The 26,622-nt window shown below is 71.8% G+C and carries 22 protein-coding genes; 13 read left to right on the top strand and 9 right to left on the bottom strand.

The annotated features are described in order from the left end of the window. Positions 1 to 236 precede the first annotated feature (236 nt). A complete protein-coding gene (locus OG870_RS18730; RefSeq protein ID WP_405624481.1) occupies positions 237 to 1,445 on the bottom strand; it encodes an LCP family protein in 1,209 nt (402 codons plus the stop codon). Positions 1,446 to 1,592: 147 nt separating this feature from the next. Next, a complete protein-coding gene (locus tag OG870_RS18725; RefSeq protein WP_266515533.1) occupies positions 1,593 to 2,348 on the bottom strand; it encodes a TIGR03089 family protein in 756 nt (251 codons plus the stop codon). A gap of 129 nt (positions 2,349 to 2,477) precedes the next feature. On the opposite strand from OG870_RS18725, the gene OG870_RS18720 reads away from it, so the two are divergent. Further along, positions 2,478 to 3,917, top strand: a complete 1,440-nt coding sequence (locus OG870_RS18720; RefSeq protein WP_327691164.1) for a peptidoglycan recognition protein family protein — start codon at positions 2,478 to 2,480, stop codon at positions 3,915 to 3,917. A 162-nt stretch (positions 3,918 to 4,079) separates the two neighbouring features. Continuing rightward, positions 4,080 to 5,162 carry a nucleotidyltransferase family protein gene (locus tag OG870_RS18715; RefSeq protein ID WP_266515529.1) on the top strand — a complete coding sequence of 361 codons (1,083 nt, stop codon included), beginning with the start codon at positions 4,080 to 4,082 and terminating at the stop codon, positions 5,160 to 5,162. Positions 5,163 to 5,201: 39 nt separating this feature from the next. Here OG870_RS18715 and OG870_RS18710 read toward each other — a convergent pair whose 3' ends face one another. Next, the gene (locus OG870_RS18710; protein ID WP_266840112.1) at positions 5,202 to 6,119 is read right to left on the bottom strand and encodes an SMP-30/gluconolactonase/LRE family protein; all 918 of its coding nucleotides are present in this window, start codon (positions 6,117 to 6,119) and stop codon (positions 5,202 to 5,204) included. An 85-nt stretch (positions 6,120 to 6,204) separates the two neighbouring features. Between OG870_RS18710 and OG870_RS18705 the strand changes: the two genes are divergently transcribed. Beyond that, a complete protein-coding gene (locus OG870_RS18705) occupies positions 6,205 to 6,642 on the top strand; it encodes an Lrp/AsnC family transcriptional regulator (RefSeq protein ID WP_266520330.1) in 438 nt (145 codons plus the stop codon). A 60-nt stretch (positions 6,643 to 6,702) separates the two neighbouring features. On the opposite strand, the gene OG870_RS18700 is transcribed toward OG870_RS18705, so the two are convergent. The 4 genes from OG870_RS18700 to OG870_RS18685 form a co-directional block, all read right to left on the bottom strand. Next, positions 6,703 to 7,713, bottom strand: a complete 1,011-nt coding sequence (locus OG870_RS18700) for a DNA-3-methyladenine glycosylase family protein (protein ID WP_266584051.1) — start codon at positions 7,711 to 7,713, stop codon at positions 6,703 to 6,705. Positions 7,714 to 8,115: 402 nt separating this feature from the next. Beyond that, positions 8,116 to 9,459: a coenzyme F420-0:L-glutamate ligase gene (locus OG870_RS18695; RefSeq protein WP_266515523.1), complete on the bottom strand. Its 1,344-nt coding sequence runs from the start codon at positions 9,457 to 9,459 to the stop codon at positions 8,116 to 8,118. Continuing rightward, complete coding sequence (gene cofD / locus OG870_RS18690) at positions 9,456 to 10,415, bottom strand: 2-phospho-L-lactate transferase (RefSeq protein WP_266840115.1); 960 nt, start codon at positions 10,413 to 10,415, stop codon at positions 9,456 to 9,458. The genes OG870_RS18695 and cofD overlap by 4 nt, the downstream gene beginning before the upstream one ends. A gap of 33 nt (positions 10,416 to 10,448) precedes the next feature. Beyond that, positions 10,449 to 10,955: a cysteine dioxygenase gene (locus tag OG870_RS18685; protein ID WP_266515517.1), complete on the bottom strand. Its 507-nt coding sequence runs from the start codon at positions 10,953 to 10,955 to the stop codon at positions 10,449 to 10,451. A gap of 651 nt (positions 10,956 to 11,606) precedes the next feature. On the opposite strand from OG870_RS18685, the gene OG870_RS18680 reads away from it, so the two are divergent. The 3 genes from OG870_RS18680 to OG870_RS18670 all read left to right on the top strand — a co-directional run bounded on the left by OG870_RS18680 (position 11,607) and on the right by OG870_RS18670 (position 17,297). Continuing rightward, complete coding sequence (locus OG870_RS18680) at positions 11,607 to 11,870, top strand: WhiB family transcriptional regulator (RefSeq protein ID WP_003975777.1); 264 nt, start codon at positions 11,607 to 11,609, stop codon at positions 11,868 to 11,870. Positions 11,871 to 12,102: 232 nt separating this feature from the next. Continuing rightward, positions 12,103 to 15,750 carry a glycosyltransferase family 2 protein gene (locus OG870_RS18675; protein ID WP_266584053.1) on the top strand — a complete coding sequence of 1,216 codons (3,648 nt, stop codon included), beginning with the start codon at positions 12,103 to 12,105 and terminating at the stop codon, positions 15,748 to 15,750. Further along, positions 15,747 to 17,297 (top strand): DUF5719 family protein, encoded by a 1,551-nt coding sequence (locus tag OG870_RS18670; protein WP_266584055.1) that lies wholly within the window; start codon positions 15,747 to 15,749, stop codon positions 17,295 to 17,297. Before OG870_RS18675 ends, OG870_RS18670 begins: the two co-directional genes overlap by 4 nt. Positions 17,298 to 17,357: 60 nt before the next feature. Here OG870_RS18670 and OG870_RS18665 read toward each other — a convergent pair whose 3' ends face one another. Continuing rightward, positions 17,358 to 17,816 carry a metallopeptidase family protein gene (locus tag OG870_RS18665; RefSeq protein WP_266520328.1) on the bottom strand — a complete coding sequence of 153 codons (459 nt, stop codon included), beginning with the start codon at positions 17,814 to 17,816 and terminating at the stop codon, positions 17,358 to 17,360. 342 nt (positions 17,817 to 18,158) lie between these two features. Between OG870_RS18665 and OG870_RS18660 the strand changes: the two genes are divergently transcribed. From OG870_RS18660 to OG870_RS18630, 7 genes are all read left to right on the top strand, one after another. Further along, the gene (locus OG870_RS18660) at positions 18,159 to 18,533 is read left to right on the top strand and encodes a DUF3499 domain-containing protein (RefSeq protein WP_266515510.1); all 375 of its coding nucleotides are present in this window, start codon (positions 18,159 to 18,161) and stop codon (positions 18,531 to 18,533) included. Positions 18,534 to 18,673: 140 nt separating this feature from the next. Next, entirely contained in the window at positions 18,674 to 20,290 is a 1,617-nt protein-coding gene (locus OG870_RS18655; RefSeq protein ID WP_266842173.1) for an L-lactate permease, read from the top strand. Between the two features lie 128 nt (positions 20,291 to 20,418). Further along, the gene (locus OG870_RS18650; RefSeq protein ID WP_266515507.1) at positions 20,419 to 21,783 is read left to right on the top strand and encodes a phosphomannomutase/phosphoglucomutase; all 1,365 of its coding nucleotides are present in this window, start codon (positions 20,419 to 20,421) and stop codon (positions 21,781 to 21,783) included. A gap of 279 nt (positions 21,784 to 22,062) precedes the next feature. Further along, positions 22,063 to 22,233 (top strand): Trm112 family protein, encoded by a 171-nt coding sequence (locus OG870_RS18645; protein WP_266515504.1) that lies wholly within the window; start codon positions 22,063 to 22,065, stop codon positions 22,231 to 22,233. A 74-nt stretch (positions 22,234 to 22,307) separates the two neighbouring features. After that, a complete protein-coding gene (locus OG870_RS18640) occupies positions 22,308 to 23,438 on the top strand; it encodes an SIS domain-containing protein (protein WP_266515502.1) in 1,131 nt (376 codons plus the stop codon). Between the two features lie 107 nt (positions 23,439 to 23,545). Then, positions 23,546 to 24,697 (top strand): mannose-6-phosphate isomerase, class I, encoded by a 1,152-nt coding sequence (gene manA, locus OG870_RS18635; protein ID WP_327691162.1) that lies wholly within the window; start codon positions 23,546 to 23,548, stop codon positions 24,695 to 24,697. 136 nt (positions 24,698 to 24,833) lie between these two features. Beyond that, entirely contained in the window at positions 24,834 to 25,814 is a 981-nt protein-coding gene (locus OG870_RS18630; protein WP_327691161.1) for a cation diffusion facilitator family transporter, read from the top strand. A 33-nt stretch (positions 25,815 to 25,847) separates the two neighbouring features. Here the strand turns inward: OG870_RS18630 and lepB are convergent, their stop codons facing one another. Beyond that, positions 25,848 to 26,534, bottom strand: coding sequence for a signal peptidase I (gene lepB, locus OG870_RS18625; RefSeq protein ID WP_266924560.1), 687 nt, complete (start codon positions 26,532 to 26,534; stop codon positions 25,848 to 25,850). Positions 26,535 to 26,622: the final 88 nt, after the last annotated feature.

Genomic DNA, 26,622 nt, shown 5'->3' with positions numbered 1-26,622 from the left:
CCGAATCCTCCGTTTGGGCCACGCGGCGCCTTCCCCCTCAAAGGCGCTCGGGTCACGGTCACCCGGTGTGCGACCCGCAGGAAGGACCTCGCGGCCGGATGCACCGGATCGCTCACACTATCCGCCCAGTTCAGCGTCAAGCGACGTCAGTGACAAAGTCCACGCCCTACAACTGGGCAATACGCCCATTTCCTTGGACTTTCTTGACGCGGCTGTTCGTCGCCTTGATGTTCGCTTTACTCGCAACCGTCTTCGGCGGCGGTGTTCCCGCGGAACGTGGGCGCGGGCGAAACGGACGTCACGGGCTCATCGGACCGCTTTTCTCCGGACTTTCCGTTGCCGTCGCCGTACTCGCCGTAGTCGTACGGCTGCCCGAACGAAACCCCACGTGAATCCGGATTGCTACTCTTCGAGTCGGAATCCGGTGGAACTTCCTTCGTGACCGTCAATGGCGCGTCTCTGCGCAGACGTTCGAACAGCTTCTCCGCCTCGGGTTCCACGAGCTGGTCGCGATTGGCGTTGTAGACGTACGACTCCCGCGGAACCGTGAGGAATTGCACCTGTTTCGTGGGGATGTGACGCAGCCCGCGCACGAGTTCGTACAGGCCGCGCAGACTCGCCAGATCCGGATCCGTGGTGAGGGACGACGTGGCGGCATCCAGCACGGGATAGAGCTTCACCGGATTCAGCAGTACGTCGTTGCTCTGCACCTTGTTGACGAGCGCCCCGAGAAACCTCTGCTGGCGGTCCATCCGGTCGGTGTCGCTGCCGTTGCCCAGGGACTTGCGGGCGCGGACATAGCCGAGGGCCTGCTCGCCGTCGAGCGTGACCCGCCCCGCGGGCAGCTTCAGTCTGGCGGCCTTGTCGTCGATCGGTTCCCTCAGGCAGACCTGGACGCCGTCGACCGCGTCGACCATCTCCTTGAATCCGTGGAAGTCGATGACGACGTGATGGTCGACGCGGATGTCCGTGAGCTTCTCGACGGTCCGGATGGTGCAGGCCGAACCGCCCACCTGGAACGCGTAGTTGAACATCGCGAAGGTCGGCTGCGAGCGGGTCCCGTCGGGGCGCAGGCAGGAGGGCACGTCCACCATCAGGTCACGCGGCAGCGACATCGCGGTGGCGGTGCGCCTGCCCGCGCCGAGGTGCAGCAGGATCGTCGTGTCGGAGCGCTCGGTCCCCGAGTCCCGTCCGTACTGCGCGTTGCCGTCCCCGGAGCGCGAGTCCGACCCGATCAGCAGAATGTTCTGTGCGCCCTTGACCAGCGACGTGGGCCGTTCCTTCTCGTACCGGGCGAGTTCCCTGGCGGCCGCCTCGTCGGGCTTGATGTTGCCGTCGAGCTTCATGTACAGCACCAGCCCGCCCCCGGCCGCCCCGACGACCAGCGCGGCGACCGCAAGCCCCCCGTACCGCACCCACCGCCGCCGTCGACCCAGCCCTCTCACGTGCCGCTCCACCCCTCATGGCGTACGAACGTGCTGTTCCTACGACCATGCCCCTCAGGGGCCGACGAGGGCGGCCATTGCTGATCCGAACGGGTGGCGGCAACCGCGACGCCCCATGGGGCGTCGCGGTGCGGACGCGCCCCTCTCTCAGCGGCGCACCACGCTCACCCGCTCACTCTCGATCCGCTTGGCCAGTGCCGCCTCGTCCAGCCGGTCCGCGTTCCGGCACAGCACCACCGACGCCCCCACCGCGAGCGGGCCGTACAACCCGGCATGCAGCCCTTCCCAGGTGTCGTACGACAGCCCGGACAGAATCCGGGAGCCCGGTCCCGTCAGCCCGAGCGACGTCGCCTCGTCCAGGGCCCGCTCGACCACCTCGGCGGCGGTGAACTCCCGTCCTGCCACGATCAGCGCCGGCTCCTCGGGGTCCACGGGCGCGAACGGCGCGAACCGGTCTCCCTGACCCGGCACTTCGACGGCGTAGTCGGCAAAGCCGTCCGGGGGCTGCGGAAACCGGCCGCCCAGCGGCCGCAGCGCAAGGGCGACCCGCTCACCCCGGCACGCCCGCGCCGCGTCCAGCGTGTCCGGCCCGCTCACCACCACGTCGGCCGCGGACGGGTCACCGTCGACGTCCGCGACCGCGCCCACCGAGGCGCACGCGAGCAGCCACACGGCCGTCTGCCAGTGCGCGGGCAGCAGCAGCGCGACCCGGTCGCCGGGTCCCGCGGCGAGGTCGCCCTGGAGGAGGTTGGCGGTCTTGGCCACCCAATTGGCGAAGGTGGCCACGGACAGTTCGACGCGCTCGCCCGTGGCATCGTCGTAGAAGGTCACCAGGGGGCGTCCGGGGTCCGCGGCGAGCGCGGAACGCAGCAGGTCGGCGGGGGTGCGGTCGGTGGCGTTCACCCGCGCAAGGGTACGCGGGCGGCCGGTCGCGCACGGCGTGGTGGGGCCACCGGTTCGGAGGAACGGGAGCCGACGGTCCGTCAGATCCCGGATGGACATATATGTATGACTATGTCCAAGATCGATGGCATGCGTGGATTCCTTGCTTCTTCGATCGCCTCCTCGATCGGCGTCGCCTGCGCGGCCGCCCTCGCCGTGCAGCTGACGCCGCCCGCGACCGCGGCGACGGCGAGACCCATGGGCGGTGCGGCGCGATCCGCGTCGGCGGCCGTCCAGCCCGATCTCGCCGGCAGCACCCAGTCGCTGCCCCTCGCGCCCCTCGCCTCCCGCACCCGTTCGATCAGTGGCGCGGCCGCCGAGCAGGGCCTGATCCGCCCAGACGTACGGCACTTCTCGATGGTCGGCGTCATCTGGGACAACCCGGACACCGAACTGCACGGTGGCGTCCAGGTCCGCACCCGCGCGGCCGGCGACGGCACCTGGTCCACCTGGCAGAGCCTGGAGACGCACAACGACGACGCGGCCGACCCCGGCACCGCCGAGCGCACCTCGGGCCGCGTCCGCGGCTCCACCGCACCGCTGTGGGTGGGCGACTCGGACGGCGTGGAGGTCCGGGTCCGCGCCGAGGGTGCCCCGCGTACCGAAGAGACCGCCCGGGGCCCCCGAGCCGTGACGGCCGCCTCTGCCCTTCCCTCGGGCCTGCGTCTGGAACTCGTGGACCCCGGCGAGGAGACCGGGGCGGACGACGCGCCGGCCCTCGCGCCGCACGGCATGCCGGCTGAAGTCCCGCGCGCGGGCGCCCTCGCCGCCGAGTCCAGCGAGGCCCTCGCCGTCTCCGCCGCCAACGCCGACGTCGCCCCGCTCGGCGCCACCGAGATCCCCGAGCTGAGCCAGGCCTCGACCGTACGGGAGCTACGGGCCCTGCGCGGCAGCGAACTGACGGCAAGTCAGCGCGCGAAGCCCTACATCGGCGCCCGTCCCCGCATCGTCACCCGCCGTGGCTGGGGCGCGAACGAGAAGCTGCGCGAGAAGGGGTTCGGCTACACGAAGAAGGTCAAGGCGGCGTTCGTGCACCACACGGCGTCCGGCAACGGATACCGCTGCTCGCAGGCCGCCTCCGTCATCCGCGGTATCTACCGCTACCACGTCAAGAGCATGGGCTGGCGCGACATCGGCTACAACTTCCTCGTCGACAAGTGCGGAACCGTCTACGAGGGGCGCGCCGGGGGAGTGGCCAAGGCGGTCATGGGCGCCCACACCCTCGGTTTCAACACCAACAGCATGGGGATCGCCGTCCTCGGCAGCTTCGGCGCGCGCAAGCCGCCCGCGGCCGCGCTGAAGGCCATCGCCCGGCTCACGGCCTGGAAACTCGGTCTCTACGGGGCCAATCCGCGCGGAAAGACATATCTGAAGTCGGGCGGTGGCAATCTCTACCGAAAGGGAAAGAACGTACGACTGAATGTGATCTCCGGCCACCGTGACGGCTTCGCCACGGACTGCCCGGGCACGCAGCTCTACCGCAAGCTCGGCACGGCCCGCTCCACCGCGGCGCGCTACCAGGGCCGTTAGGCCCCGCGAGGGAGCCGGGCCCGGGACGCATTCACGCCAGGGGGCTGCACGGGTGGAACCACGGAACACCGCACGGCCGTCGAAGGCGCCACACAACGTTCTGCATACACTGGCCGGCCGAAAGACAGTTCGGCCGGTCCCGGCAGGAAGCAGAGACGACAGGTGACAGAAGCGATCCTCCTGGTCGGCGGCAAGGGAACCCGGCTGCGCCCGCTCACGGTCCACACACCGAAGCCCATGGTCCGGGCGGCGGGCGTCCCGTTCCTCACGCACCAACTGGCGAGAGCGAGAGCGGCGGGCGTGGACCACATCGTCCTGGCCACGTCCTACCTGGCCGAGGTCTTCGAGCCGCACTTCGGCGACGGCTCGTCGCTCGGCCTCCACCTCGAATACGTGACGGAGGAGGAGCCCCTGGGCACGGGCGGCGCCATCCGCAACGTCGCCTCCCGGCTGCACTCCGGCCCCGACGACCCGGTCCTGATCTTCAACGGCGACATCCTGACCGGCCTGAACATCAGGGCGCTGGTCGACACCCACGAGGAGACGGGCGCCGACGTCTCCCTCCACCTCACCAAGGTCACCGACCCGCGCGCCTACGGACTGGTCCCCACGGACGAGACGGGCCGCGTCCTCGCCTTCCTGGAGAAGCCGCAGACCCCCGAGGAGATCGTCACCGACCAGATCAACGCGGGGGCGTACGTCTTCCGCCGCTCGGTCATCGACACGATCCCCGTGGGCCGACCCGTCTCGGTCGAGCGGGAGACGTTCCCGGGGCTGCTCGCCGCCGGAGCTCATCTGCAGGGCATGGTCGACTCGACGTACTGGTTGGACCTGGGTACGCCGGCGGCCTTCGTCCGCGGCTCCGCCGACCTCGTCCTGGGCCGTGCTCCGTCCCCCGCGGTCCCCGGCCGCTGCGGCGACCGCCTGATCCTGCCGACGGCGAGGGTCGCCCCCGACGCCAAGCTCACGGGCGGCACGGTGGTGGGCGAGGGCGCGTTCGTGGCGGAGGGCGCCAGGGTCTTCGGCTCCACGATCCTGCCGGGCGCCGTCATCGAACCCGGCGCCGTCATCACCGACTCCCTCATCGGCACCCGCGCGCGCGTGGGCGAACGCTCCGTCCTGACCGGCACGGTCATCGGCGACGGCGCCGTCATCGGCGCCGACAACGAACTGAGGGACGGTGTGCGGGTGTGGTGCGACGCGCGTATCCCGGCGGGCTCGGTGCGGTTCTCCTCCGACCAGTAGCCACCAGTAGCGACGTACGCGGGGGTGCCGGGCCCGGCCTCAGACGCGCGGCGCCCCCGTCACCGACATCACCAGTGAGTACAGCGAGGTGGTGGCGGTGATGAACAGGCGGTTGTTCTTCGGACCGCCGAAGGTGATGTTGGAGACGGTCTCGGGCACCCGGAGGCGGCCGATGAGGGTGCCGTCGGGGTCGTAGCAGTGCACTCCGTCCTCAAGGGCGGCGGCCCACAGGCGCCCCTCGTCGTCGAAGCGGATGTTGTCGTAGTGGACGCCCTTCCCGGCCTCGGCGAAGACCCTTCCGGCCGAGAGCGTGCCGTCGGCGCCGACGTCGAAGACGCGGATCCGGGCGGCCCGCGAGTCGGAGACGTACAGCCGCCGCTCGTCGGGGGAGAGGATGACGCCGTTGGGGCCCTCGAACCCGTCGGCGGCGAGGTGCACCTCCCCGCTCACCGGATCGATCCGGTACACGTGGCACGCGCCGATCTCGGACTCCGCGCGGTGGCCCTCGTAGTCGCTGGTGATGCCGAAGTCCGGGTCGGAGAACCAGATCGTGCCGTCGGAGCGTACGACTGAGTCGTTCGGGCTGTTGAGGCGCTTGCCTGCGTAGCGGTCGGCGAGGACCGTGACCGTGCCGTCGGGCTCGGTGCGGGTGACCCGGCGGTTGCCCTGCTCGCAGCTGACCAGCCGGCCCTGCCGGTCGAGGGTGTTGCCGTTGACGTGACCCGCCGGGCTGCGGAACACGGCGACCCTGCCACTGGCCTCGTCCCAGCGCAGCAGCCGGTCGTTCGGAATGTCGCTCCACACCAGCTGCCGCCAGGCCGGCAGGTACAGCGGACCCTCCGCCCACCGGCAGTCGTCGTACAGCACCTCCAGCCTGCTGTCGCCGTTCGTACAGCGTCCGGTGCGGAAGCGGTCGTCCAGGATCTCGTACAGGTCGTCGACGATGTGGCCGGACATGGTTTCCCCTCAGAGATATTGATCAGGACAGAATTCAACGTAACACGCACTCTGCTGAATCAGATATGGTTTTCGCATGAAGCGAGTGGACGACATCGACCGCCGGCTGATCGCACTGCTCCAGCGGGACGCCACCCGGTCCTACGCCCTGCTGGGCAAGGACGTCGGCCTGTCGGCGGGCGCGGCGCACGAGCGCGTGCGCAAGCTGCGCGAACAGGGGGTCATCCGGGCCACGACGGTCGACGTCGACCCGGCCGCCCTCGACCGCGGCGTCCTCGCCTTCGTGCTGGTCGACTCGAACGCGTGGATGGGCGAGCGGAGCGAGGCCTTCGCCGCCGTACCGGAGATCCAGGAGGCACACGTCATCGCGGGCAGCGCGGCCGTCCTGGTCAAGGTGCGCACCGCGACCACCGGACAGCTCCAGGACGTGCTGCGGCGCCTGTACGCGATCGAGGGGGTCAGCGGAACGCAGGCGACGGTGGTCCTGGAGACGTTCTTCGAACGGCCGTTGGACGCGGGTTAGCCCCCGGCTGGCCCGTGGTCCCCGTGGTCTCGGTCGCCCCGGTCGTCCGCGAGGGAACGGTCAGAGCAGCCCGATGTCGGTCTTCGGCATCTTCGGCGCCCGCCTCGGCGGCGTCCTGCCGCTGAGCAGGATCAACCGGGCCGCCCGGTGCCGCTGCCCCGCATAGGGCTCCAGCAGCTTGAGCATCACGGCGTCGTCCGCGTCCCGGTCCCCGGCGAGCGCCCAGCCCACGATGCCCGGCAGATGCAGATCCCCGACGGTCACGGCGTCCGGCGCCCCATGGCTGCGCTGCACGGTCTCCGCCGACGTCCACGGACCGATCCCGGGCACGACCTCCAGCCGCGTCCGGGCGGCCGCCGGTTCCATCCCGACCGCCTCCTCCAGCCGCGCGGCGACCCGCACGGCCCGCAGGATGGTCGACGCCCGCTTGTTGTCGACCCCGGCCCGGTGCCACTCCCAGGACGGAATCAAGGCCCAGGTCCGCGGCCCCGGCATCACCCACAGCCGCCCGCCCGCCGCGGGCCCCGGTGCCGGCTCGCCGAACTTGCGCACCAGCAGCCGCCAGGCCCGGTAGGCCTCGTCGGTGGTGACCTTCTGCTCCAGGACCGACGGGATCAGCGACTCCAGCACCAGACCGGTCCGTGTGAGCCGCAGCCCCGGCCGCCGATGCCGGGCGAGCGCCACCAACCGGTGCCGCGGCGCGAACGCGTCCGGATCGTCCGCGGCGCCGAGCAGCTCCGGCAGCTTCTCCAGCAGCCACTCGGCTCCCGGCCCCCACGCCTCCCCGCACACCTCACTCCCGCGCACGGAAACCCGGAGCGTGCCGGGCCCGGCAGGCGTGAGGCTGGCCCGCCACACGGAGCCGTCGGGCATCGCGCGAAACGTCGGATCCCCCGGCCCGCGCCGCAGCGGCCCCAGCACGAGCCCAAGGTCGAGCGGCCCGTCCGGCACCACGGTCCGCACCCGCCCAGGCGCCACGGCCTGGCGCGGCACACCACCGCGCGCGGGCACGGCAACATGCCCACCACGCACGGTCGTACGGGTGGACCGGGGAGCAAATCGTCCTGCCACGGATGGGTTCCTGGGGGTGTCGGGAATGCCCTACGAGACTAGGCGGTACACAAGACCGCCGGTACGCACAACGCCTTCAACGCATGCGGGGACCAGGCTGTACATGTGTCCTCCGGGTGCGCACGACGCCCTGAAGGGGGCCCGGGGGCTCGGCCGTACATGTGTCCCCCGGGGTGCGCACAACGCCCTGAAGGGGTGCGGGGACCAGGCCGTACATGTGTCCCCCGGGTGCGCACGGCGCCCTGAAGGGGGCGCGGGGACCAGGCCGCACATGCGTCCCCCGGGTGCGCACAGCGCCCTGAAGGGCGCGGGGAACTGCGCGACAAGCCCCCACGGGCCCGCAGCCGCACACAGGACCGAGACCCTCACGAACCGTAGGCTCCCAACGCCCCCAGCGGACCGTCACCGTACCTCGATGAAGCTCCCCACATCCCGCTCCGGCCTGGGCCGAGGCTCCTCCGCCGGATGCCCGACCGCCACCGCTCCCATCGGATCCCAGTCCTCCGGCAGTCCGAGCGCCTCCCGCACCACATCCCGGCAGAACATGGTCGAAGACACCCACGCGGACCCCAGCCGCTCCCCGGCCAGCGCGACCAGGAAGTTCTGCACGCCGGCGCCCGTGGCGACCACGAACATCTCCCGCTCGGCCCCGTCCCGCCGCGCATCCCCGTAGGTGTGCGACCCGTCCATGACGAGACACGGCACCACCAGATACGGCGCGTTCCGCAGCACGTCGCCGCGCCGGACCCGCTTGGCGACGGAGTCCTCGCTCTTCCCGTCCCGCCGCAGATCGGCGATCCAGGCGTCGCGCATGGCATCCAGCAACCCGGTCCGCGCGGCCTCCGACTCCAGCAGCACGAACCGCCACGGCGTCGTGTGATGCGGCGCCGGAGCGGTCACGGCCGCCGCGACCGCCCGCCGTACGGCACCGGGGTCCACCGGTTCGTCGGTGAAGGCCCGCACCGTACGGCGCTGGGTCACCGCCGTACGGATCGCCTCGGACGTCCCCAGCCGGAACATGTCGTCACGTCCGCCCCGCACCATGGCCCGCGCCCCCTCCCCGTCGTCCCCTGCCACCACGTGCCCCAGCCCGCGCACCACGGCGACGGGCAGCCCGGCGGCCTTGCCCTTGACCAGGTCGCCGGCCGCGGCCAACTCGTCCGCCGTCGCCACGACCGTCGCGCTGAGCGGATTGCCGTACGCGTCCGTGCCCCCGCGCAGATCGTCCAGTACGCGCACACCGGCGGCGCCGATGGCGACATCCGTGAGACCCGAGCGCCACGGTCGCCCGAAGGTGTCGGTGACGACGACGCCGACCTCGACGCCGAGAGCGTCCCGCACGCCGTCCCGGATCGCACGGGCGGACGCGTCCGGGTCCTCAGGCAGCAACAGCACCGTGCCCGAAGGGGTGTTGGAGGCGTCGACCCCGGCCGCGGCCATCACGAGCCCCTGACGGTTCTCGACGATCCGCAACGCACCGCGCCGCGCCACGACCCGCACGGTCTCGGCGTCGATGGCGGCCTCCCGGTCGTCCGCCTCGACGACCCGCCCCTCCGCCTTGGACACGATCTTCGAGGTGACGAGCAGGACGTCCCCGTCGACCAGCCCCGGCTCGGCGGCGGCGATCAGCTTCGCGACGTCGTCACCCGGTGCGACCTCGGGCAGCCCGGGCACGGCCCAGACCCGGAAACCGGACACCTCGCCGCCCGCCAAGGCCCCGGCACCCCCGGAATTCCCGCTGCTCACGGCGCCCGTACCTCCTCCGCCAATGCCAGTGCCTCGCGTGCCATCCGGGCGGTCGCCTCGATGTCGCTCATCATCAGGGGCACGGCCCGGCACCGGATCCCGGCGGACTCGACCCGCTCCACCACGTGCGCGTCCACGGTGTCGACGAGCCAGCCGTCGAGCAGCCCCGAGCCGTAGTGCTCGGCGACCGCCGCGGCCGTCGACTCCACGCCGACCGCCGCCAGCACCTTGTCGGCCATCCCGCGCACGGGCGCGTCCCCGACGATGGGGGAGAGGCCGACGACCGGCACCCCGGCCTCGGCGATCGCCTCACGGACACCGGGCACCGCGAGGATCGTGCCGATGGACACGACCGGGTTCGACGGCGGGAACAGCACCACGTCCGCCTCCGCGATCGACTCCAGCACACCCGGTGCCGGCTTGGACTGCTCGGCCCCGACGGGCACGACCGCCTCGGCCGGCACCGAGGCCCGCAGCCGCACCCAGTACTCCTGGAAGTGCACCGCCCTGCGCTCGCCGTCGACCACGACGGCCACATGCGTCTCGACCCGGTCGTCGGTCATGGGGATGAGCCGCACGCCCGGCTTCCACCGGTCGCACAGCGCCTGCGTCACCGCGCTCAGCGGATATCCCGCGCCGATCATCTGCGTCCGCACGATGTGCGTGGCGAAGTCCCGGTCGCCGAGCCCGAACCACTCCGGCCCCACGCCGTACGCCGCGAGCTCCTCCTTGAGGTGGAACGTCTCGTCCGCCCGTCCCCAGCCCTGCTCCTCGTTGATGCCGTCGCCGAGCGTGTACATCACCGTGTCGAGGTCCGGGCAGACCTTCAGCCCGAAGAGGTGGATGTCGTCCCCGGTGTTGCCGATGACGGTGATGTCCGCGTCCGGCACGGCCCGCTTCAGACCGCGCAGGAATCGGGCACCACCGATGCCGCCTGCCAGAACCACAATGCGCATGGGCCAAGTCTTGCAGGCGGGTACGACAACGTGTCAGGCAGTCACCGGACGCGGCTCGGTGCGCGCCTCGCAGTGCGGGGACGTGTGCATCGGCATCTCGGTCAGACCCGGGTAGTAGACGTGCAGGCTGACCGCCGGCTCCAGCGCGTCATTGCTCACCTCGTGCACGTATCCCGGCGCGAACACCCGCTGCGCACCCGCGCCCAGCGCGCGCGTGCCCCGCTCGGTCCGCTCGGTCAGCGTGCCCTCCAGGACGGTCAGCACCCCGGAGGAGCGGCCGTGGTCGTGCAGCCCGCTGCCCTGACCGGGCACCCAGGACAGCAGCCACACCTCGTAGCCCGGCCCGGTGCGCAGCCGGTGGTACCAGCGCGTCGTGGCGTCGTACTCGACGAGGTGCTCCCACTGCGCGCGGTCGGCGGCGACGGAGCGCGCCAGCCCGACGAACTCGGCCACGGTGGCCGGGTGCTCGCGCGGCGGCTGCAGCAGGTGCGCGACTTCGAGGATGTCGCCGGCGATCTGGAGGTCGTTGTCGCTGTTCATGGGGTGCGGTGGTTCCTCAGTGAAAGAAGGTCAGAGGGAACGGGAGCCCAGTCGCGGAAGACCGGACCTACAGCTGGAGCAGGTGGGGCTCAACAGCTGGAACAGCAACAACAGCTACAGCGAGCACGGGCAGCACCGAGGGACCCGGCGGTGCGGGTCGAGGTGACTGCCAAGTTCGCGAGCATGCCCACAAGGACAGCGGCTCACACCTTCACTGTCAACTCGACGCCCGGTATGTGGGACATGGTTCACCTCATCAGGTCCATGTCCCAGGCGAAAGGTTTGTGCAGCCGCCAACCGGGACACATGGCGCACAACCGGGCGCGTAAACCTCGTTGCGATCCCGTGATCCGACTGTGATCCGGTTCGCTCCGAGGTGCGCATGGAACGAGATCGGATCTCCGGGCGTCCTTCCCCATGCAGGCTCTGCACGGGGGCGGAGGCCCTTCCGGGCCTCGTCGCCATGTCAAGGTTTATGCCGATTTGAACACTTTCCGCATGGCCTTGGTTCCGCAGAGTGAATAAGGGACCCAATAGCAGATCTCGGCTTGACTCGCCCGGAGCAGCACACTTGTAATTTCACTCGTGTCGTTCAGCCGGGATCGGTAACGGCTACATCACGGGGACGCGAAAGACAGACGAGGGGCGCACATGACCGAGCTGGTGCAGCAACTGCTGGTCGACGACGCGGACGAGGAACTCGGCTGGCAGGAGCGCGCGCTGTGCGCCCAGACCGACCCCGAGTCCTTCTTCCCCGAGAAGGGCGGCTCCACCCGTGAGGCCAAGAAGGTCTGCCTCGCCTGTGAAGTCCGCTCCGAGTGCCTTGAGTACGCCCTTGCCAACGACGAGCGTTTCGGCATCTGGGGCGGCCTGTCCGAGCGGGAGCGACGTCGCCTGAAGAAGGCCGCCGTCTGACCGGACGGCCCCACACCCTCACAGCAACCGAACGGCCCGTCGCAGGTGGGTTTTCCACAGGCGGCGGGCCGCTGTCATGCCCACCCGTCGCCCGACCACCGCCCCTCATCGAGGCGCTTCGCGCCGCCCCTTTTGGTTCTCCCGATAGTGTGGTCGCTCGTCCGAGACGCCTCGCCGCCCACAGGGGGCACAGACGTCCACCGCAGTCCATCGAACCGGGGCCCGTACCTCGATGTCCGTGCACAGCCACACGGCAGCCCAACACGACGCTGCCGCTCCAGAGTTTCCGCGTCACGTGGTGACGGCGGTCGTCGTCTCCCACGACGGCGCCCGCTGGCTGCCCGACGCGCTCGCCGGGCTGCTCGGCCAGGAGCGTCCCGTCCAGTTCGCCATGGCCGCCGACACCGGCAGCGCGGACGCCTCCGCCCAGCTGCTCACCGACGCCATCGGCGCCGACCGGGTGCTGCACCTCGCCCGGCGCACCGGCTTCGGCCAGGCCGTCGAGGAGGCGGCACGGACCGCCCCCGTCCTGACTCCTGAAGAGCTGCCCTATCTGAAGCGGCCGAGCGGCTGGGACCCGGTCACGCGCTCCTGGCGCGACGACGCGTACGACATGCCGGAACTCCCTTACGGGGAGCCGCTCCAGTGGCTGTGGCTGCTGCACGACGACAGCGCACCCGAACCCGACGCCCTGGCCCAGCTGCTGCGCGTCGTGGACAACGAACTCGAACTCGGCCGCGACGACGTGGCCGTCGTGGGCCCCAAGCTCCGCGGCTGGTACGACCGCCGCCAGCTCCTGGAAGTCGGCGTCAGCATCGCCCACTCCGGCCGCCGCTGGACCGGCCTGGACCGGCGTGAACAGGACCAGGGACAGCACGACCACGTCCGGACCGTCCTGTCCGTCTCCACCGCCGGCATGCTCATCCGGCGCGACGTCTTCGAACAGCTCGGCGGATTCGACCGCCGTCTGCCCCTGATGCGTGACGACGTCGACCTGTGCTGGCGCGCGCATGCCGCCGGCCACCGCGTCCTCGTCGCCCCGGAAGCGGTCGTACGACACGCCGAGGCCGCCTCCCGCGAGCGCCGCACCGTCGACTGCGGGGGCCGCACCGTCGCCTCCCCGCACAAGGTCGACAAGGCGGGCGCCGCCTACACCCTCCTGGTCAACACGCGCACGGCCATGCTGCCCTGGGTGCTGGTGCGCCTCGTGGTCGGCACCCTCCTGCGCACCGTCGCCTACCTCGTCGGCAAGGTCCCCGGACAGGCGCTCGACGAGATCCGCGGTCTGCTGGGCACGCTGCTGCGCCCCGAGCGGATCATCGCCGGACGGCGCAGGCGCGGGAATCCGCAGATCGACAAGGGCGAGTTGCGCGCACTGTTCCCACCGCCCGGTGCGACCGTGCGGGCCACCGTCGAGCAGGTCGCGGGCAACTTCGTCGACAGCTCCGACCCCGAGGTGACCTCCGGAGCCGGACGGCACGGCGGCGCCGTCGAGTCCGGGCCCGGCGGCGACGACGCCGACTTCCTGGAGATCGAGCAGTTCGCCCGCCTCAAGCGCATCGGCCGCAAGCCGGGCCCGATGCTGTTCCTGGTGCTGCTGCTGGTCTCCCTGGTCGCCTGCCGCGCACTGCTCGGCGGCGGCGCGCTCGCGGGCGGCGCCCTGCTGCCCGCCCCGGCCGACTCCGGTGAGCTGTGGTCGCGCTACCTCGACTCCTGGCACGCCGTGGGTGCGGGCGGCTCCCCGTCCGCACCGCCGTACCTCGCGATCGTGGCGATGCTCGCCTCCACGCTGTTCGGCTCGACGGGCCTCGCGGTCACGGTGCTGCTGGTCGGCTCCGTGCCGCTGGCCGGCGTCACCGCCTACTTCGCCTCCCGTCCGCTCGTCGAGTCGCGCCTCCTGCGCGCGTGGGCGGCAGTCGTCTACGCCTTCCTGCCCGCCGCCACGGGCGCGCTCGCGGGCGGCCGCATCGGCACCGCCGTGCTGGCGGTCCTGCTGCCGCTCATCGCACGCGCGGGCGCCGCGGCCGGCGGCCTCACGAACACCTCGGGCGCGCGCGGCAGTTGGCGCGCCACCTGGGCGTACGCGCTGCTGCTGACGATCACCACCGCGTTCACGCCGATCGTGTGGCCGATCGCGCTGATCCTCGGCATCGCCCTGCTCGCCGTGCGCCGCGGCGACATCACCGCCCACGGCCTGCGCTTCCTGGCCCAGCTCGGCACGCCCCTGCTGGTCCTCGCTCCGTGGTCGCTGTCGCTGCTCCCGTTCGGCTTCTTCCAGGAGGCCGGGCTGGAGTACGGCTCCTCGGCCGCCTCCGCCCTCGACCTGCTCGGCGCGAGCCCCGGCGGCCCGGGCACGGTCAGCGGGCTGATGCTCATCGGTGTCGTCCTGGCCGCGCTGGCCGCCCTGCTGCGCTCGGAGCGCCAGTTCGGCATCTGGACGGCCTGGGCGGTCGCCCTGGTGGGCCTGGTCTTCGCGGTCCTGTCCAACGGGTCGGCCTGGGCCGGCCCGGCGACCCTCGTCTACGGCCTCGCCCTCCTGACGGCCGCCGTCCTCGGCGCCGACGGCGCACGCGCGCGTGTGGCCGAGCAGAGCTTCGGCTGGCGCCAGCCGGTGGCCGCGCTGATCGCGTTCGCCTCGTTCGCGGGTCCGCTGGTCATCGCCGCCGGCTGGATGATCGGCGGCGCCGACGGACCGGTCGAGCGACAGGACCCCGTGCAGGTGCCCGCGTTCGTCGCCGAGGAGAGCGGAACCCGCGACCAGGCACGCACGCTCGTGCTCGACAGCGACTCCACGGCCCGCGTCGGCTACACGCTGGTCCGCGGCTCCGGCGCCCGCCTCGGCGACGCCGAGTCCGCGGCGGCCGACGGCGAGAACAGCCGGCTCGACAAGGTCGTCGCCAACCTCGTCGCGGGCTCCGGCGCCGACCAGGCCGACCAGCTCGGCAAGTTCGCCGTCCGCTATGTCCTCGTCCACAAGGGCGCGCCCCGCGAGGTCACCCGCGTCCTGGACGCCACGCCCGGCCTCTCGCGCCTGAGCCAGCAGGACGGCAGCGCCCTGTGGCGGGTCGACCAGGAGGTCGCGCGCGCCACCATCGCCGCCGCCTCCGGCCCGGCGCAGCCCGTCGCCGCGGGCCCCGTCGAGATCCACACCACGGTCCCCGCCGGTTCGGACGGCCGCGTCCTGCGCCTCGCCGACACCGCTGCCGAGGGCTGGACGGCCACCCTGGACGGCAAGCCGCTCACCCGCACCACGGTCGACGGCTGGGCCCAGGGCTTCCGGCTCCCCGCGTCCGGCGGCAGGCTGGACGTCACCTACGACGACCCGGTCACCCACACCGTGTGGCTGTGGGCGCAGGGCTTCCTCGCCGTCGTCCTCGTCGTCCTGGCCCTGCCCGGCCGGCGCCGCGACATCGACGACGACCTCCCCGAGGAGCCGGCCGTCCCCGCGCAGGCCGTGGCCGGCGAGGGCCGCCGCGCCCGCCGCCTGCGCGCCCAGGCGGAGGCCGAAGAGCCCGGCCGGAGCGAGGAGTTCCCGTCCCCTCCCCCGGAGGAGACACCCGTCGCCGTCCCGCACCAGCAGCCCTACGGCGACTACGACGCGGCCGCCTACCAGGGCGCCGAGTACGGCAGTTACGGCAACGAGCAGTACCAGGGCGCCCAGCAGTACCAGGCGGGCACGTACGACCAGACGTACCAGGCGGACCCGTACCAGGGCGGCCAGTACGACCCGTACGCGTACGGCGGTGCGCACCAGGGGACGTACGACCAGACCGCGTACGACCCGTCGTACCAGCAGGGTTACGACCCCACGTACGACCCGGCGCAGCATCAGCAGCCGCCGCCGCACGCCCCTGAGCGCCCCGACGGGAGTCAGCAGTGAACCGCACGACCATCTCCCTGATCGCGGGCACGGCCGCGCTCGCCGCCATCACCGGATTCGCCTCGCTCACCGTGCCGGGCGCCTCCGGTGCGCACACGGCCAAGGCGGCCGCCGAACTGCCCGTGGAGCGCACGAGCCTGCTGTGCCCGGCACCCAGCGCCTCCGACCTCGCCGACACGTCGTACACCTCGTTCACGCCTCTCACCAAGGGCACCGGAAGCGAGGGCAAGGGCGAACTCCGGCCCGCGACGGAGCAGTCGGCCGACGGAACGGGCAACGTCGGCAAGACGGACGGCAAGGGCAAGACGGACGGCAAGACCAAGACGAGCGGTAAGAAGAAGACCGGCACGGCCGGCAAGCCGGTCCTCACCCCGAAGGAGCCCGGCAAGCCCGTCACCGGCGACACCTCCGGCTCCGACACTCCTGCGCTCGTCGGTACCGCCGAGGGCAGGTTCGCGCCGGGCTGGACGGTGCAGGAGACCACCGAGGTCGCCGCAGGCACCGGCCGAGGCCTCCAGGGCGTCAACTGCACCGCGCCGGACACCGAGTTCTGGTTCCCGGGCGCCAGCACGGACGCCTCCCGCACCGACTACGTCCACCTGACCAACCCCGACGACTCGGCGGCCGTCGTCGACGTCGAGCTCTACGGCAAGGACGGCGCCCTCAAGTCCACGGTGGGGGAGGGCATCACGGTCGGGCCGCACTCCAGCGACCCGGTCCTGCTCTCCACCCTGACCGACGAGAAGCAGCCCAACCTCACCGTCCACGTGAACGTCCGCAGCGGACGCGTGGGCGCCGCCGTACAGGCCCTCGACGACAAGCTCGGCGGTGACTGGCTGGCCGCGTCCACGGACCCGGCGGGCAGTCTCGTCCTGCCCGGCATCCCGAAGGACGCCACCTCCGTGCGCCTGGTCGCCTTCACTCCCGGCGACGCGGACGCCGATCTGAAGCTGCGGCTCGCCTCCCCGTCCGGGCTGATCACGCCCGCCGGGAACGAGACGCTGCACGTGAAGGCGGGCATGACCACCGCCGTCGACCTCGGTGACGTCACGCGCGGCGAGGCGGGTTCCCTGGTCCTCACGCCCACCGACGAGTCGGTGCCCGTCGTCGCGGCGCTGCGGGTCGTGCGGGGCAAGGGCGACAAGCAGGAGACGGCGTTCATCCCGGCCACGAGGCCGGTGGGCACGCGCGCGACGTCGGCCGACAACAGCGGCAAGGGCACCACGCTGTCCCTGACGGCGCCCACCCGCACCGCGCAGGTGAAGGTCACCGCGTCCGCGGGCAGCGAGGGCGGCACGGCGGTGTCCAAGACGTACACGATCAAGGCGGGCACCTCCCAGGACGTCGAAGCCCCGGTCCCGAGCGGCCTGAAGGGCACGTACGCGCTCACGGTCGAGCGAGTGTCCGGCGGCCCGGTCTACGCGGCCCGAACACTGGCGGCGACGGAGGACGGAGTCCCGGGCTTCACGGTGCAGACGCTGCCGGACGACCGGGGGACGGTGGCGGTGCCGGAGGCGGACCAGGATCTGTCGGTCCTGCAGAAATAGCTGCTGCCGGGCGAGGGAGGAGGCCGTCCCGTCCTCGCCCGCTGAGCGCCCCCGGTCCGCTCAGCCCTCCGAGTCCTCGCCGTAGCGCGGATCCACCGTCTCAGGAGTCAGCCCCAGCAGCTCGGCCACCTGCTCGACGACGACCTCGTGCACCAGCGCTGCCCGCTCGTCGCGCCCCTTCGTGCGGATCTCGACCGGCCGCCGGTACACGACCACGCGCGCCGGCCGTCCCTCCCGGGAGGGAATCGTGCCGCCCAGCGGCACCGACTCGTCGTTCCAGGCCTGACCGGGGCCGTCCAGACGCGGCACCTCGATGACGAGGAAATCGATGTCGGCGAGCTGCGGCCAGCGCCGCTCCAGCCGCTCCACTGAGTCCTGCACCAGATCCGCGAATGCCTCGGCACGGCTCGCGGCGAGCGGTACCTGGGGCGGCGCGATCGGGCCGCGCATGCCGCGACCGTGGCGATCACGACGGCGAGGCCCGGGGGCGGCGGCACGGGGCGGTACGGGGTTGTCCATCACTGGTGAAGCGTAGTCCCCGCCGGGACCGCACGCCGTGCCCCACGCGGCTTGCCGGACGGCCTCGGAGCCCCCCGGACGGCATGTCGCACGATGACCATTCCAGCCAAGGTTGGGCTCGTTCCGTATCTCTCCGAGACCGGCGATCTCGCGGCAATTGACGCTGTTTGTACGGAGTGTTGATCGGGTGTGCGATCGTCCGACATCGTGTGAACGTGCGTCCTTGCAGGTCACCGAGGTGTGCAGGAGAAAGGCTGTGGTCTGTTTCACAGCACGACACGGTGGAGTGACCTGAGGGGGAGTCGTCGCGGCCCGCTCAAGAGTGCGGTACCGTCCAACGTCGTGAGCCCTGTACGTCGCTGTTCGCGCACCGCTTGCGGCCGTCCCGCCGTCGCGACGCTGACGTACGTCTACGCCGACTCGACCGCGGTCCTCGGCCCGCTCGCCACCTATGCCGAACCCCACTGCTACGACCTGTGCGCCGAGCACTCCGAGCGCCTCACCGCCCCTCGTGGCTGGGAGGTCGTACGGCTCCTCGACGGCTCCGCTCCGGCCCGCCCCAGCGGCGACGATCTGGAAGCGCTTGCCAATGCGGTGCGCGAGGCGGCCCGTCCCCAGGAGCGGGCGGCCGGTGCCGGAGGCGGGGCGCGCAGGGCGGACCCCATGGAGGTCGCGCGGCGCGGCCACCTGCGGGTACTGCGGTCTCCGGACAACTGAGGACAGTCGGCATCCTTCCCTGCCGTTCCCTGCCGTTCACGCGGTGACGCACACCCATTGACGCGCCCTTGTCGCGGACACGACCATTCCGTAACCGGCGGGAAATCGCTTTCCGCATGCCGGAATCCGGGGAGGCGCCCGTGTACGTCCAGGAACTGGAACCCGTCGCCGGCTCGCTCGGCCTGTCCGCCCTCGTCGCGGCCCTGCCCCTGCTGATCGTCCTGATCCTGCTCGGCGGGGTGCGCATGACGGCGCACCTGGCGGGCCTGACGGGGCTTGCGGCGGCCGTTCTGGTCGCCTGGCTCGCCTATGACATGCCGCTCGACCAGACGCTCTCCAGCGCCGTCCAAGGAGCCGTCTTCGGCCTCTTCCCCATCCTGTGGATCGTCGTCAACGCCCTGTGGGTGTACCGGATGACCGTCCGTACCCGGCACTTCGACATCCTGCGCCGCTCCTTCGGGCGCCTCTCCGACGACCCGCGCATCCAGGCGCTCGTCGTCGCGTTCTGCTTCGGCGCGCTTCTGGAAGCCCTCGCCGGATTCGGTGCGCCGGTCGCGATCTGCTCGGTCATGCTCGTCGCCCTGGGCTTCGACCCGGTGCGTGCCGCGGTCGTGGCGCTCGTCGCCAACACCGCGCCGGTCGCGTTCGGTGCGATGGGCACGCCGGTCGTGACGCTCGCGCAGGTGACGGGACTGCCGCTGGATTCTGTGGCCTCCGTGGTGGGACGTCAAACTCCGTTGCTGGCACTGGTGGTTCCGCTCGTCCTGGTCTGGCTGCTGGACGGACGGCGCGGTCTGCGCGAGACCTGGGTGCCCGCCCTGGTGTGCGGAGTCGCCTTCGCCGTGGTCCAGTTCGCCGCCTCCAACTACGTCTCCGCGCAACTCGCCGACATCGGAGCGTCCTTGGCGGGCGCGGGCGCCCTGGTCGCCGTACCGCACGCACGCGTGCCCGCCACCGAGTCCGTACGCGCGTCCGTGCTGACCGGCGCGCGCAGCGAGGAGTTGGACGAACAGGACCCGCGGCGCGAGGTCCTGCGCGCGTACGCCCCGTACGCGCTGATCGTCGTGATCTTCTCCGTCGCGCAGATCCCGGCGGTCAAGGACTGGCTGGCCGGGACGACGCAGACGTACGACTGGCCGTTCCTGGACGTCGCCGGGCCGGACGGGAAGCCGGTCGGCGGCAATGTCTTCACGTGGCCCGTCGTGTCGACGGGCGGCACGCTCGTACTGCTCGCCGGGGTGTGCACGGCGGTCGTCCTCGGCGTGCACGCGCGCGTGGCGGTCAGGGAATGGGCCGCGACCGTCCACGAGTTGAGGTTCGCGGTCCTGACCGTGACGTCCGTACTGGCGCTGGCGTACGTCATGAACCTCTCCGGACAGGCGGGCACGATCGGCCACTTCGTGGCGGCGGCGGGGGCCGGACTCGCCTTTCTGTCACCGGTGCTGGGCTGGTTCGGAGTCGCGGTGTCCGGTTCGGACACGTCGGCCAACGCGCTGTTCGGGGCGCTGCAGGTGACCGCCGCCCGCGAGTCCGGCCTGTCGCCCGAACTCCTGGCCGCCGCCAACAGTTCGGGCGGCGTCCTCGGCAAGATGATCTCGCCGCAGAACCTCACGATCGCGTGCGCGGCCGTGGGTCTCGCGGGCCGCGAGGGCGATCTGCTGCGCAAGGTGCTGCCCTGGAGCCTCGGCCTGCTGCTGGTGATGTGCCTGATCGTGGTGGCCCAGAGCTCGCCGGTCCTCGGCTGGATGCTGCCCTGACTCTTCCCGATCTCCCACCCGTCTCTGACCTGAGGTTACGGCTGGGAGTCCACTAGGCGTCCGCACGCCGCACGGCCATCCGGTACGGGTAGTTTGGGGCGACCGATAGGACTTCAGGAGGGTTGGCCGTGGCTGCTGATCTGTCGCAGATCGTGAAGGCGTACGACGTACGCGGGGTGGTCCCGGACCAGTGGGACGAGCCGCTGGCCGAACTCTTCGGGGCGGCCTTCGTCCGGGTGACCGGGGCGGACGCGATCGTGACCGGCCACGACATGCGGCCCTCGTCGCCCGGCCTGTCGCGTGCCTTCGCGCGCGGGGCGGCCGCACAGGGCGCCGACGTGACCGAGATCGGCCTGTGCTCGACGGACCAGCTGTACTACGCCTCGGGTGCCTTCGGCCTCCCGGGCGCGATGTTCACGGCCTCGCACAACCCGGCCCAGTACAACGGCATCAAGATGTGCCGCGCCGGCGCGGCGCCGGTCGGTCAGGACACGGGCCTGGCCGAGATCCGCGAACTGGCCGAGCAGTGGACGGAGTCGGGCGCTCCGCAGCCGGCCGCCGAGTCGGGAACGATCACGCAGCGTGACACGTTGTCGGACTACGCGGCCCACCTCCGCTCCCTCGTCGACCTGGCCTCCATCCGCCCCCTGAAGGTCGTGGTCGACGCGGGCAACGGCATGGGCGGCCACACGGTCCCCACGGTCTTCGCGGGCCTGCCCCTGACCGTCGTCCCCATGTACTTCGAACTCGACGGCACCTTCCCGAACCACGAGGCCAACCCGCTGGACCCGGCGAACATCGTCGACCTGCAGCAGCGCGTCCGCGAGGAGGGCGCCGACCTCGGCATCGCCTTCGACGGCGACGCGGACCGCTGCTTCGTGGTCGACGAGCACGGCGACCCGGTGTCCCCGTCCGCGATCACGGCGCTGGTGGCCGCACGCGAGCTCGCGAGGAACGGCGGCAAGGGCGTGATCATCCACAACCTGATCACGTCCTGGTCGGTCCCGGAGGTGGTGAAGGAGCACGGCGGCACCCCGGTCCGCACCCGCGTCGGCCACTCCTTCATCAAGGCCGAAATGGCCGAGGAGGGCGCGATCTTCGGCGGCGAGCACTCCGCCCACTACTACTTCAAGGACTTCTGGAACGCGGATACGGGCATGCTGGCCGCCCTGCACGTCCTCGCGGCCCTCGGCGGCCAGGCCGGCCCTCTCTCCGCCCTCACCGCCGAGTACGACCGCTACGTGGGCTCCGGAGAGATCAACTCCACGGTCGCCGACCAGACCGACCGCCTGGCAGCCATCAGGTCGGCGTACGGCGCCCGCGAGGACGTCACCCTCGACGAACTCGACGGCCTGACGGTCACCTCCACCGACTGGTGGTTCAACGTCCGCCCCTCCAACACGGAGCCGCTGCTGCGCCTGAACGCGGAGGCGAGGGACGTGGAGACGATGGCAAAGGTCCGGGACGAGGCCTTGGCGATCATCCGAGCCTGAGGGTTCCGCAACTTCAGCCCGTCCGGCCTTTGAGGACGAGGCCGTTGAGGCCGATCGGGGGTCCAGGGGGCGGAGCCCCCTGGCGGGGTCGAAGGGGCAGCGCCCCTGGCGACGGGACGGGTAGGGGCGGCGGGGGGCCACCCCTCCCACGGCCACCCCCACCCGCTCCCGCCCAACCCCCGGCACCCCGCCCCCCACGGCGGTACCCTGACCAGGCACATCCGCACAAGCACATGTGCAAGCAAGCGCACGCGCCCCCGCCCTCGAAGGGACACACCCATGCCGCTCGAAGCCGGCCTCCTGGAGATCCTCGCCTGCCCGGCCTGCCACGCCCCGCTCAAGGAGCAGGAAGCCGAGCTGATCTGCACGGGCGAGGACTGCGGCCTGGCCTACCCCGTTCGCGACGGCATCCCGGTGCTGCTCGTCGACGAGGCCCGCCGACCCTCGTAACGCCGAGCCCCGCCACCCGCGCACGAACCCCCGGGGCGCACCCCATGACCCCCGGCGATCGGAGGCTGCCGCCCATGCTCGACGAATCGCTGCTCGACACCCCCGAGGCCCTCTCGGAGGCCGACCGCCGCAGCCTGCTCCGCGGAGCCGCCGAGGCAGGCGCCCGCGTCCGCACGGCCGCACGGCACGCAGCCGAGGCAGGCGTCGCCGACCTCAAGCCCGACGGCCGCCCGCGCGCCGTCCTCATCGCGGGCCCCGGCGCCGCCGCCACCTGCGTCGCCGACCTCCTCGGCACGCTCGCGGGCCCCGGCAGCCCCGTCATCCGCCTCGCCCCCACCGGCGTCGCCCCCGCGGCGGGCGCCCTGCGCTGGGAGCTTCCCGGCTGGGCCGGCTCGGTCGACCTGCTGCTGATCACCACCCCCGACGGCTCCGAACCAGGCCTGTCGCTGCTGGCGGACTCGGCCTACCGCCGAGGCTGCACGGTCGTCGCGGTCGCCCCCGCCCACACCCCGCTCACCGAGGCGGTGGAAAGCGCCCACGGCCTGTTCGTACCGATGGCGACAGCCCCGTACGAACAGGACGAACGGCAGTTCGCCGCCTCCGCCCCCGGAGTCCTGTGGGCGCTGCTCACGCCCCTTCTTGCTCTCCTCGACCGCACCGGCCTGGTCACCGCCCCGCCGGACGCCGTCGAGAAGATCGCCGACCGTCTCGACCACATCGCCGAGCGCTGCGGGCCCGCCATCGTGACCTACAGCAACCCCGCCAAGACGCTCGCCGCCGAACTCGCCGACTCGCTGCCCGTCGTATGGACCGAGGGAGTCTCGGCGGGCCCCGCCGGCCGCCGTTTCGCCGCCGCCCTCGCCGAACTCTCCGGTCGCCCGGCCGTGGTGGCCGAACTCCCCGAGGCGCTCGCCGCGCACAGTGCCCTGCTGGCCGGGCCGCTCGCCGCCAGCGCCGACCCGGACGACTTCTTCCGCGACCGCGTCGAGGAGGCACCCGCACTGCACGCACGCGTGGTGCTGCTCCGCGACCGCCCGCTCGGCGGCCTCACCGCCGCCCCCGCCGCCCGTGAACTGGCCCTCAGCCACGACACGCCGATCAGTGAGCTGGAGCCGGAGCCCGGCGGCGAACTGGAGACCCTCGCCGAACTGATCGCCATCACGGATTTCGCCGCCGTTTACCTGGCGCTCGCTTCGGGAGCCTGATCTTGACGCCGACGCTTTGACCGTCGTACGGACGCGAAGACACGTCCGTACGCACGCGAGGACGAGCAGTCGTACGCACACGAACCGGCAGAAAGAACCGCAACCGCATGGACCGCCTGGACAACACCATCCGCCCCTACGCCTGGGGTTCCACCGCCGCCATCCCCACCCTCCTCGGCGTCGAGCCGAGCGGTGAGCCGCAGGCGGAGATGTGGATGGGCGCCCACCCGGGCGCACCCTCGCGCACGGAACGCGGCACGCTCGTCGAGATCGTCGACGCGGACCCGGAGAAGGAACTCGGCCCGGCAGCCGTCGCCAAGTTCGGGCCCCGGCTGCCCTTCCTCCTCAAGATCCTCGCCGCCGGCGGCCCGCTCTCCCTCCAGGTGCACCCCAACCTCGCCCAGGCGAAGGAGGGTTACGAGGACGAGGAGCGCCGCGGCATCCCCGTCGACGCCCCGCACCGCAACTACAAGGACGCCAACCACAAGCCCGAACTGATCTGCGCGCTCACCGAGTTCGACGGCCTGTGCGGCTTCCGGGACCCGCTGCAGGCCGCGGATCTGCTCGCCGGCCTGGGTGTCGACTCCCTCAAGCCCTATGTCGACCTGCTGCACGCCCACCCCGAGGACGCCGCCCTGCGCGAGGTCCTCACGGCGGTCCTCACCGCCGACCCCGAGGAGATGCGCCACACGGTCGCCGCGGCCGCGGCCGCCTGCACCCGCCTCGGTGGCCGATACGCGCCCTACGCGGACATCGCCCACCACTACCCGGGCGACCCTGGCGTCATCGCCGCGATGCTCCTCAACCACGTCCGCCTCCAGCCGGGCGAGGCCCTGTTCCTCGGCGCCGGCATCCCGCACGCGTACCTGAGCGGCCTGGGCGTCGAGATCATGGCCAACTCCGACAACGTCCTGCGCTGCGGCCTCACCCCCAAGCACGTCGACGTCCCCGAACTCCTGCGCATCGTCCGCTTCGAGGCCGGCGACCCGGGCGTGCTGCGTCCCGAGGCGTCAACGGATGACGAGGAGGTCTACGAGACGCCCATCGACGAGTTCCGGCTGTCGAGGTACGTCCTCCCCGAAGGCGGCGCCCCTCGCGACCTCACCCGGGCCACCCCGCAGATCCTGCTCTGCACGGCCGGTGGCGTGCGGGCGGACGGACACGAACTCGGCCCCGGACAGTCGGTCTTCGTCCCGGCGGGCGAGAAGGCGGAAGTGTCCGGAGCGGGCACGATCTTCCGGGCCACTGTGATCGTATGACCGGGGTTGTGGATACCTCACGCGCCGTCGCCGGACAGGGCTGCAAGAATGGCCCACCGGCAAAGGACGGGCAAAGCCGCGACGAGGCGGGGCCCCGGACGGCGTACGTACCAAGGCGAAGGGACAACGCGAACACATGAGCGCGTCAGGCGGCACCAGGGCGATCGTGGCGGCACTGGGCGCCAACCTCGCGATCGCGGCATCGAAGTTCGTGGCGTTCGCGTTCAGCGGCTCGTCGTCGATGCTCGCCGAGGGCGTCCACTCGCTCGCCGACTCCGGCAACCAGGCCCTGCTCCTGATCGGCGGCAAGAAGGCCCAGCGCGAGGCGACCCCGCAACACCCCTTCGGCTACGGCCGCGAGCGGTACATCTACGCCTTCCTCGTCTCGATCGTCCTCTTCTCGGTCGGCGGCATGTTCGCCATCTACGAGGGCTACGAGAAGATCCGCCACCCGCACCAGGTGGAGCACTGGTACTGGCCGGTGGGCGTCCTCGTCTTCGCGATAATCGCCGAGGGCTTCTCCTTCCGCACGGCCATCAAGGAGTCGAACGAACTGCGGGGCACGCTGTCCTGGTCACAGTTCATCCGCCGCGCCAAGGCGCCCGAGCTGCCGGTCGTCCTCCTGGAGGACTTCGGCGCGCTGATCGGTCTGGTCCTCGCGCTCGGTGGCGTCGGGCTCGCCCTGCTCACCGGTGACGGAGTCTGGGACGGCATCGGCACCGTCTGCATCGGTGTCCTGCTCGTCCTGATCGCGCTCGTCCTCGCCGCGGAGACCAAGTCCCTGCTGCTCGGCGAGGCCGCCGGCACCGAAGACGTCAAGAAGATCGAGGACGCGGTGGTCGACGGTGCCACGGTCACCGGGATCATCCACATGCGCACGCTCCACCTCGGCCCCGAGGAACTGCTGGTCGCGGCCAAGATCGCCGTCCAGCACGACGACACGGCCGCCGAGGTCGCCTCCGCCATCAACGCCGCCGAGACGCGTATCCGCGCCGCCGTCCCCATCGCCCGCGTCATCTACCTCGAACCGGACATCTACAGCGAGTCGGAGGCCGCCAAGGGCCCGGACCGCGAGGCGACGCCGGGGGGACCGGCGCAGCACCCGGCGGAACACTGAGCGCTCAGACCTGAACGGGCTGCGTGGGCCGACTCAGACCTGAACCGGCTGGGTGGGCCAGGGCGCCGGCGGCACCGGCGGCGCCTTGCGCCGCCGCACCACCAGGAAGCCGATGCCCAGCCCGATCCCGGTGAGGAACAGCACCGCGCCGAGCAGCAGGGCCGAGCCCAGCAGAACCAGGATCGTACGGTTGTCCGTCATCCGGCCCCGCACGGCGTCCACGGGCACGGTTCCGCCGTGGTCCTTGGCGAAGAAACGGGAGTCCATCGCGTCGGCGCGGTGGTCGCCCAGCAGGAACAGCCGCCCCTGTGCCACCTTCACGTCGTACTGCCCGTGCCCACCGTCGGCGTCGCCCCCACTGACGTAGGGCTCCTTGATCGGCTTACCGTTCACGGTGACACGCTCCTGGGAGCCCACGAGCGTGCAGCAGGCGACGCGGTCGCCGCCCACCCCGATCACCCGTTGCATGTGGACGCCCTCCGCGCCGTAGCGGTCAGGCGCGGAGAACAGCACGACGTCTCCGCGCCGCACCTCGCTGCCGTCCACCTGTTCCCACACGATGCGCTCGCCCGCCTTGTACGTCGGCGCCATGCTCCCACTGGGCTGCGTGCCCACGCCGTACGCACTGCGCCCGTAGACGAAGGTGCCGATCGCCGGCATCAACCCCAGCAACCCCACCACGAGCGCCGCGATCCCCAGTCCCCGCCCTCTGCGCGCCATGTCACTTCCTCCCCATGCGGCCCATCCGCGGCGCGGAGAACAACCGGCCTCTGTGAACACCCGGTGCGGGCCCGTACGGCGCTCGGCG

Origin of the sequence: Streptomyces sp. NBC_00461 (assembly GCF_036013935.1) — a bacterium.
Taxonomy (GTDB): domain Bacteria; phylum Actinomycetota; class Actinomycetes; order Streptomycetales; family Streptomycetaceae; genus Streptomyces.
The sequence above is the reverse complement of the archived record's forward strand: the minus strand, read 5'-3'. Positions and strand labels throughout refer to the sequence as shown.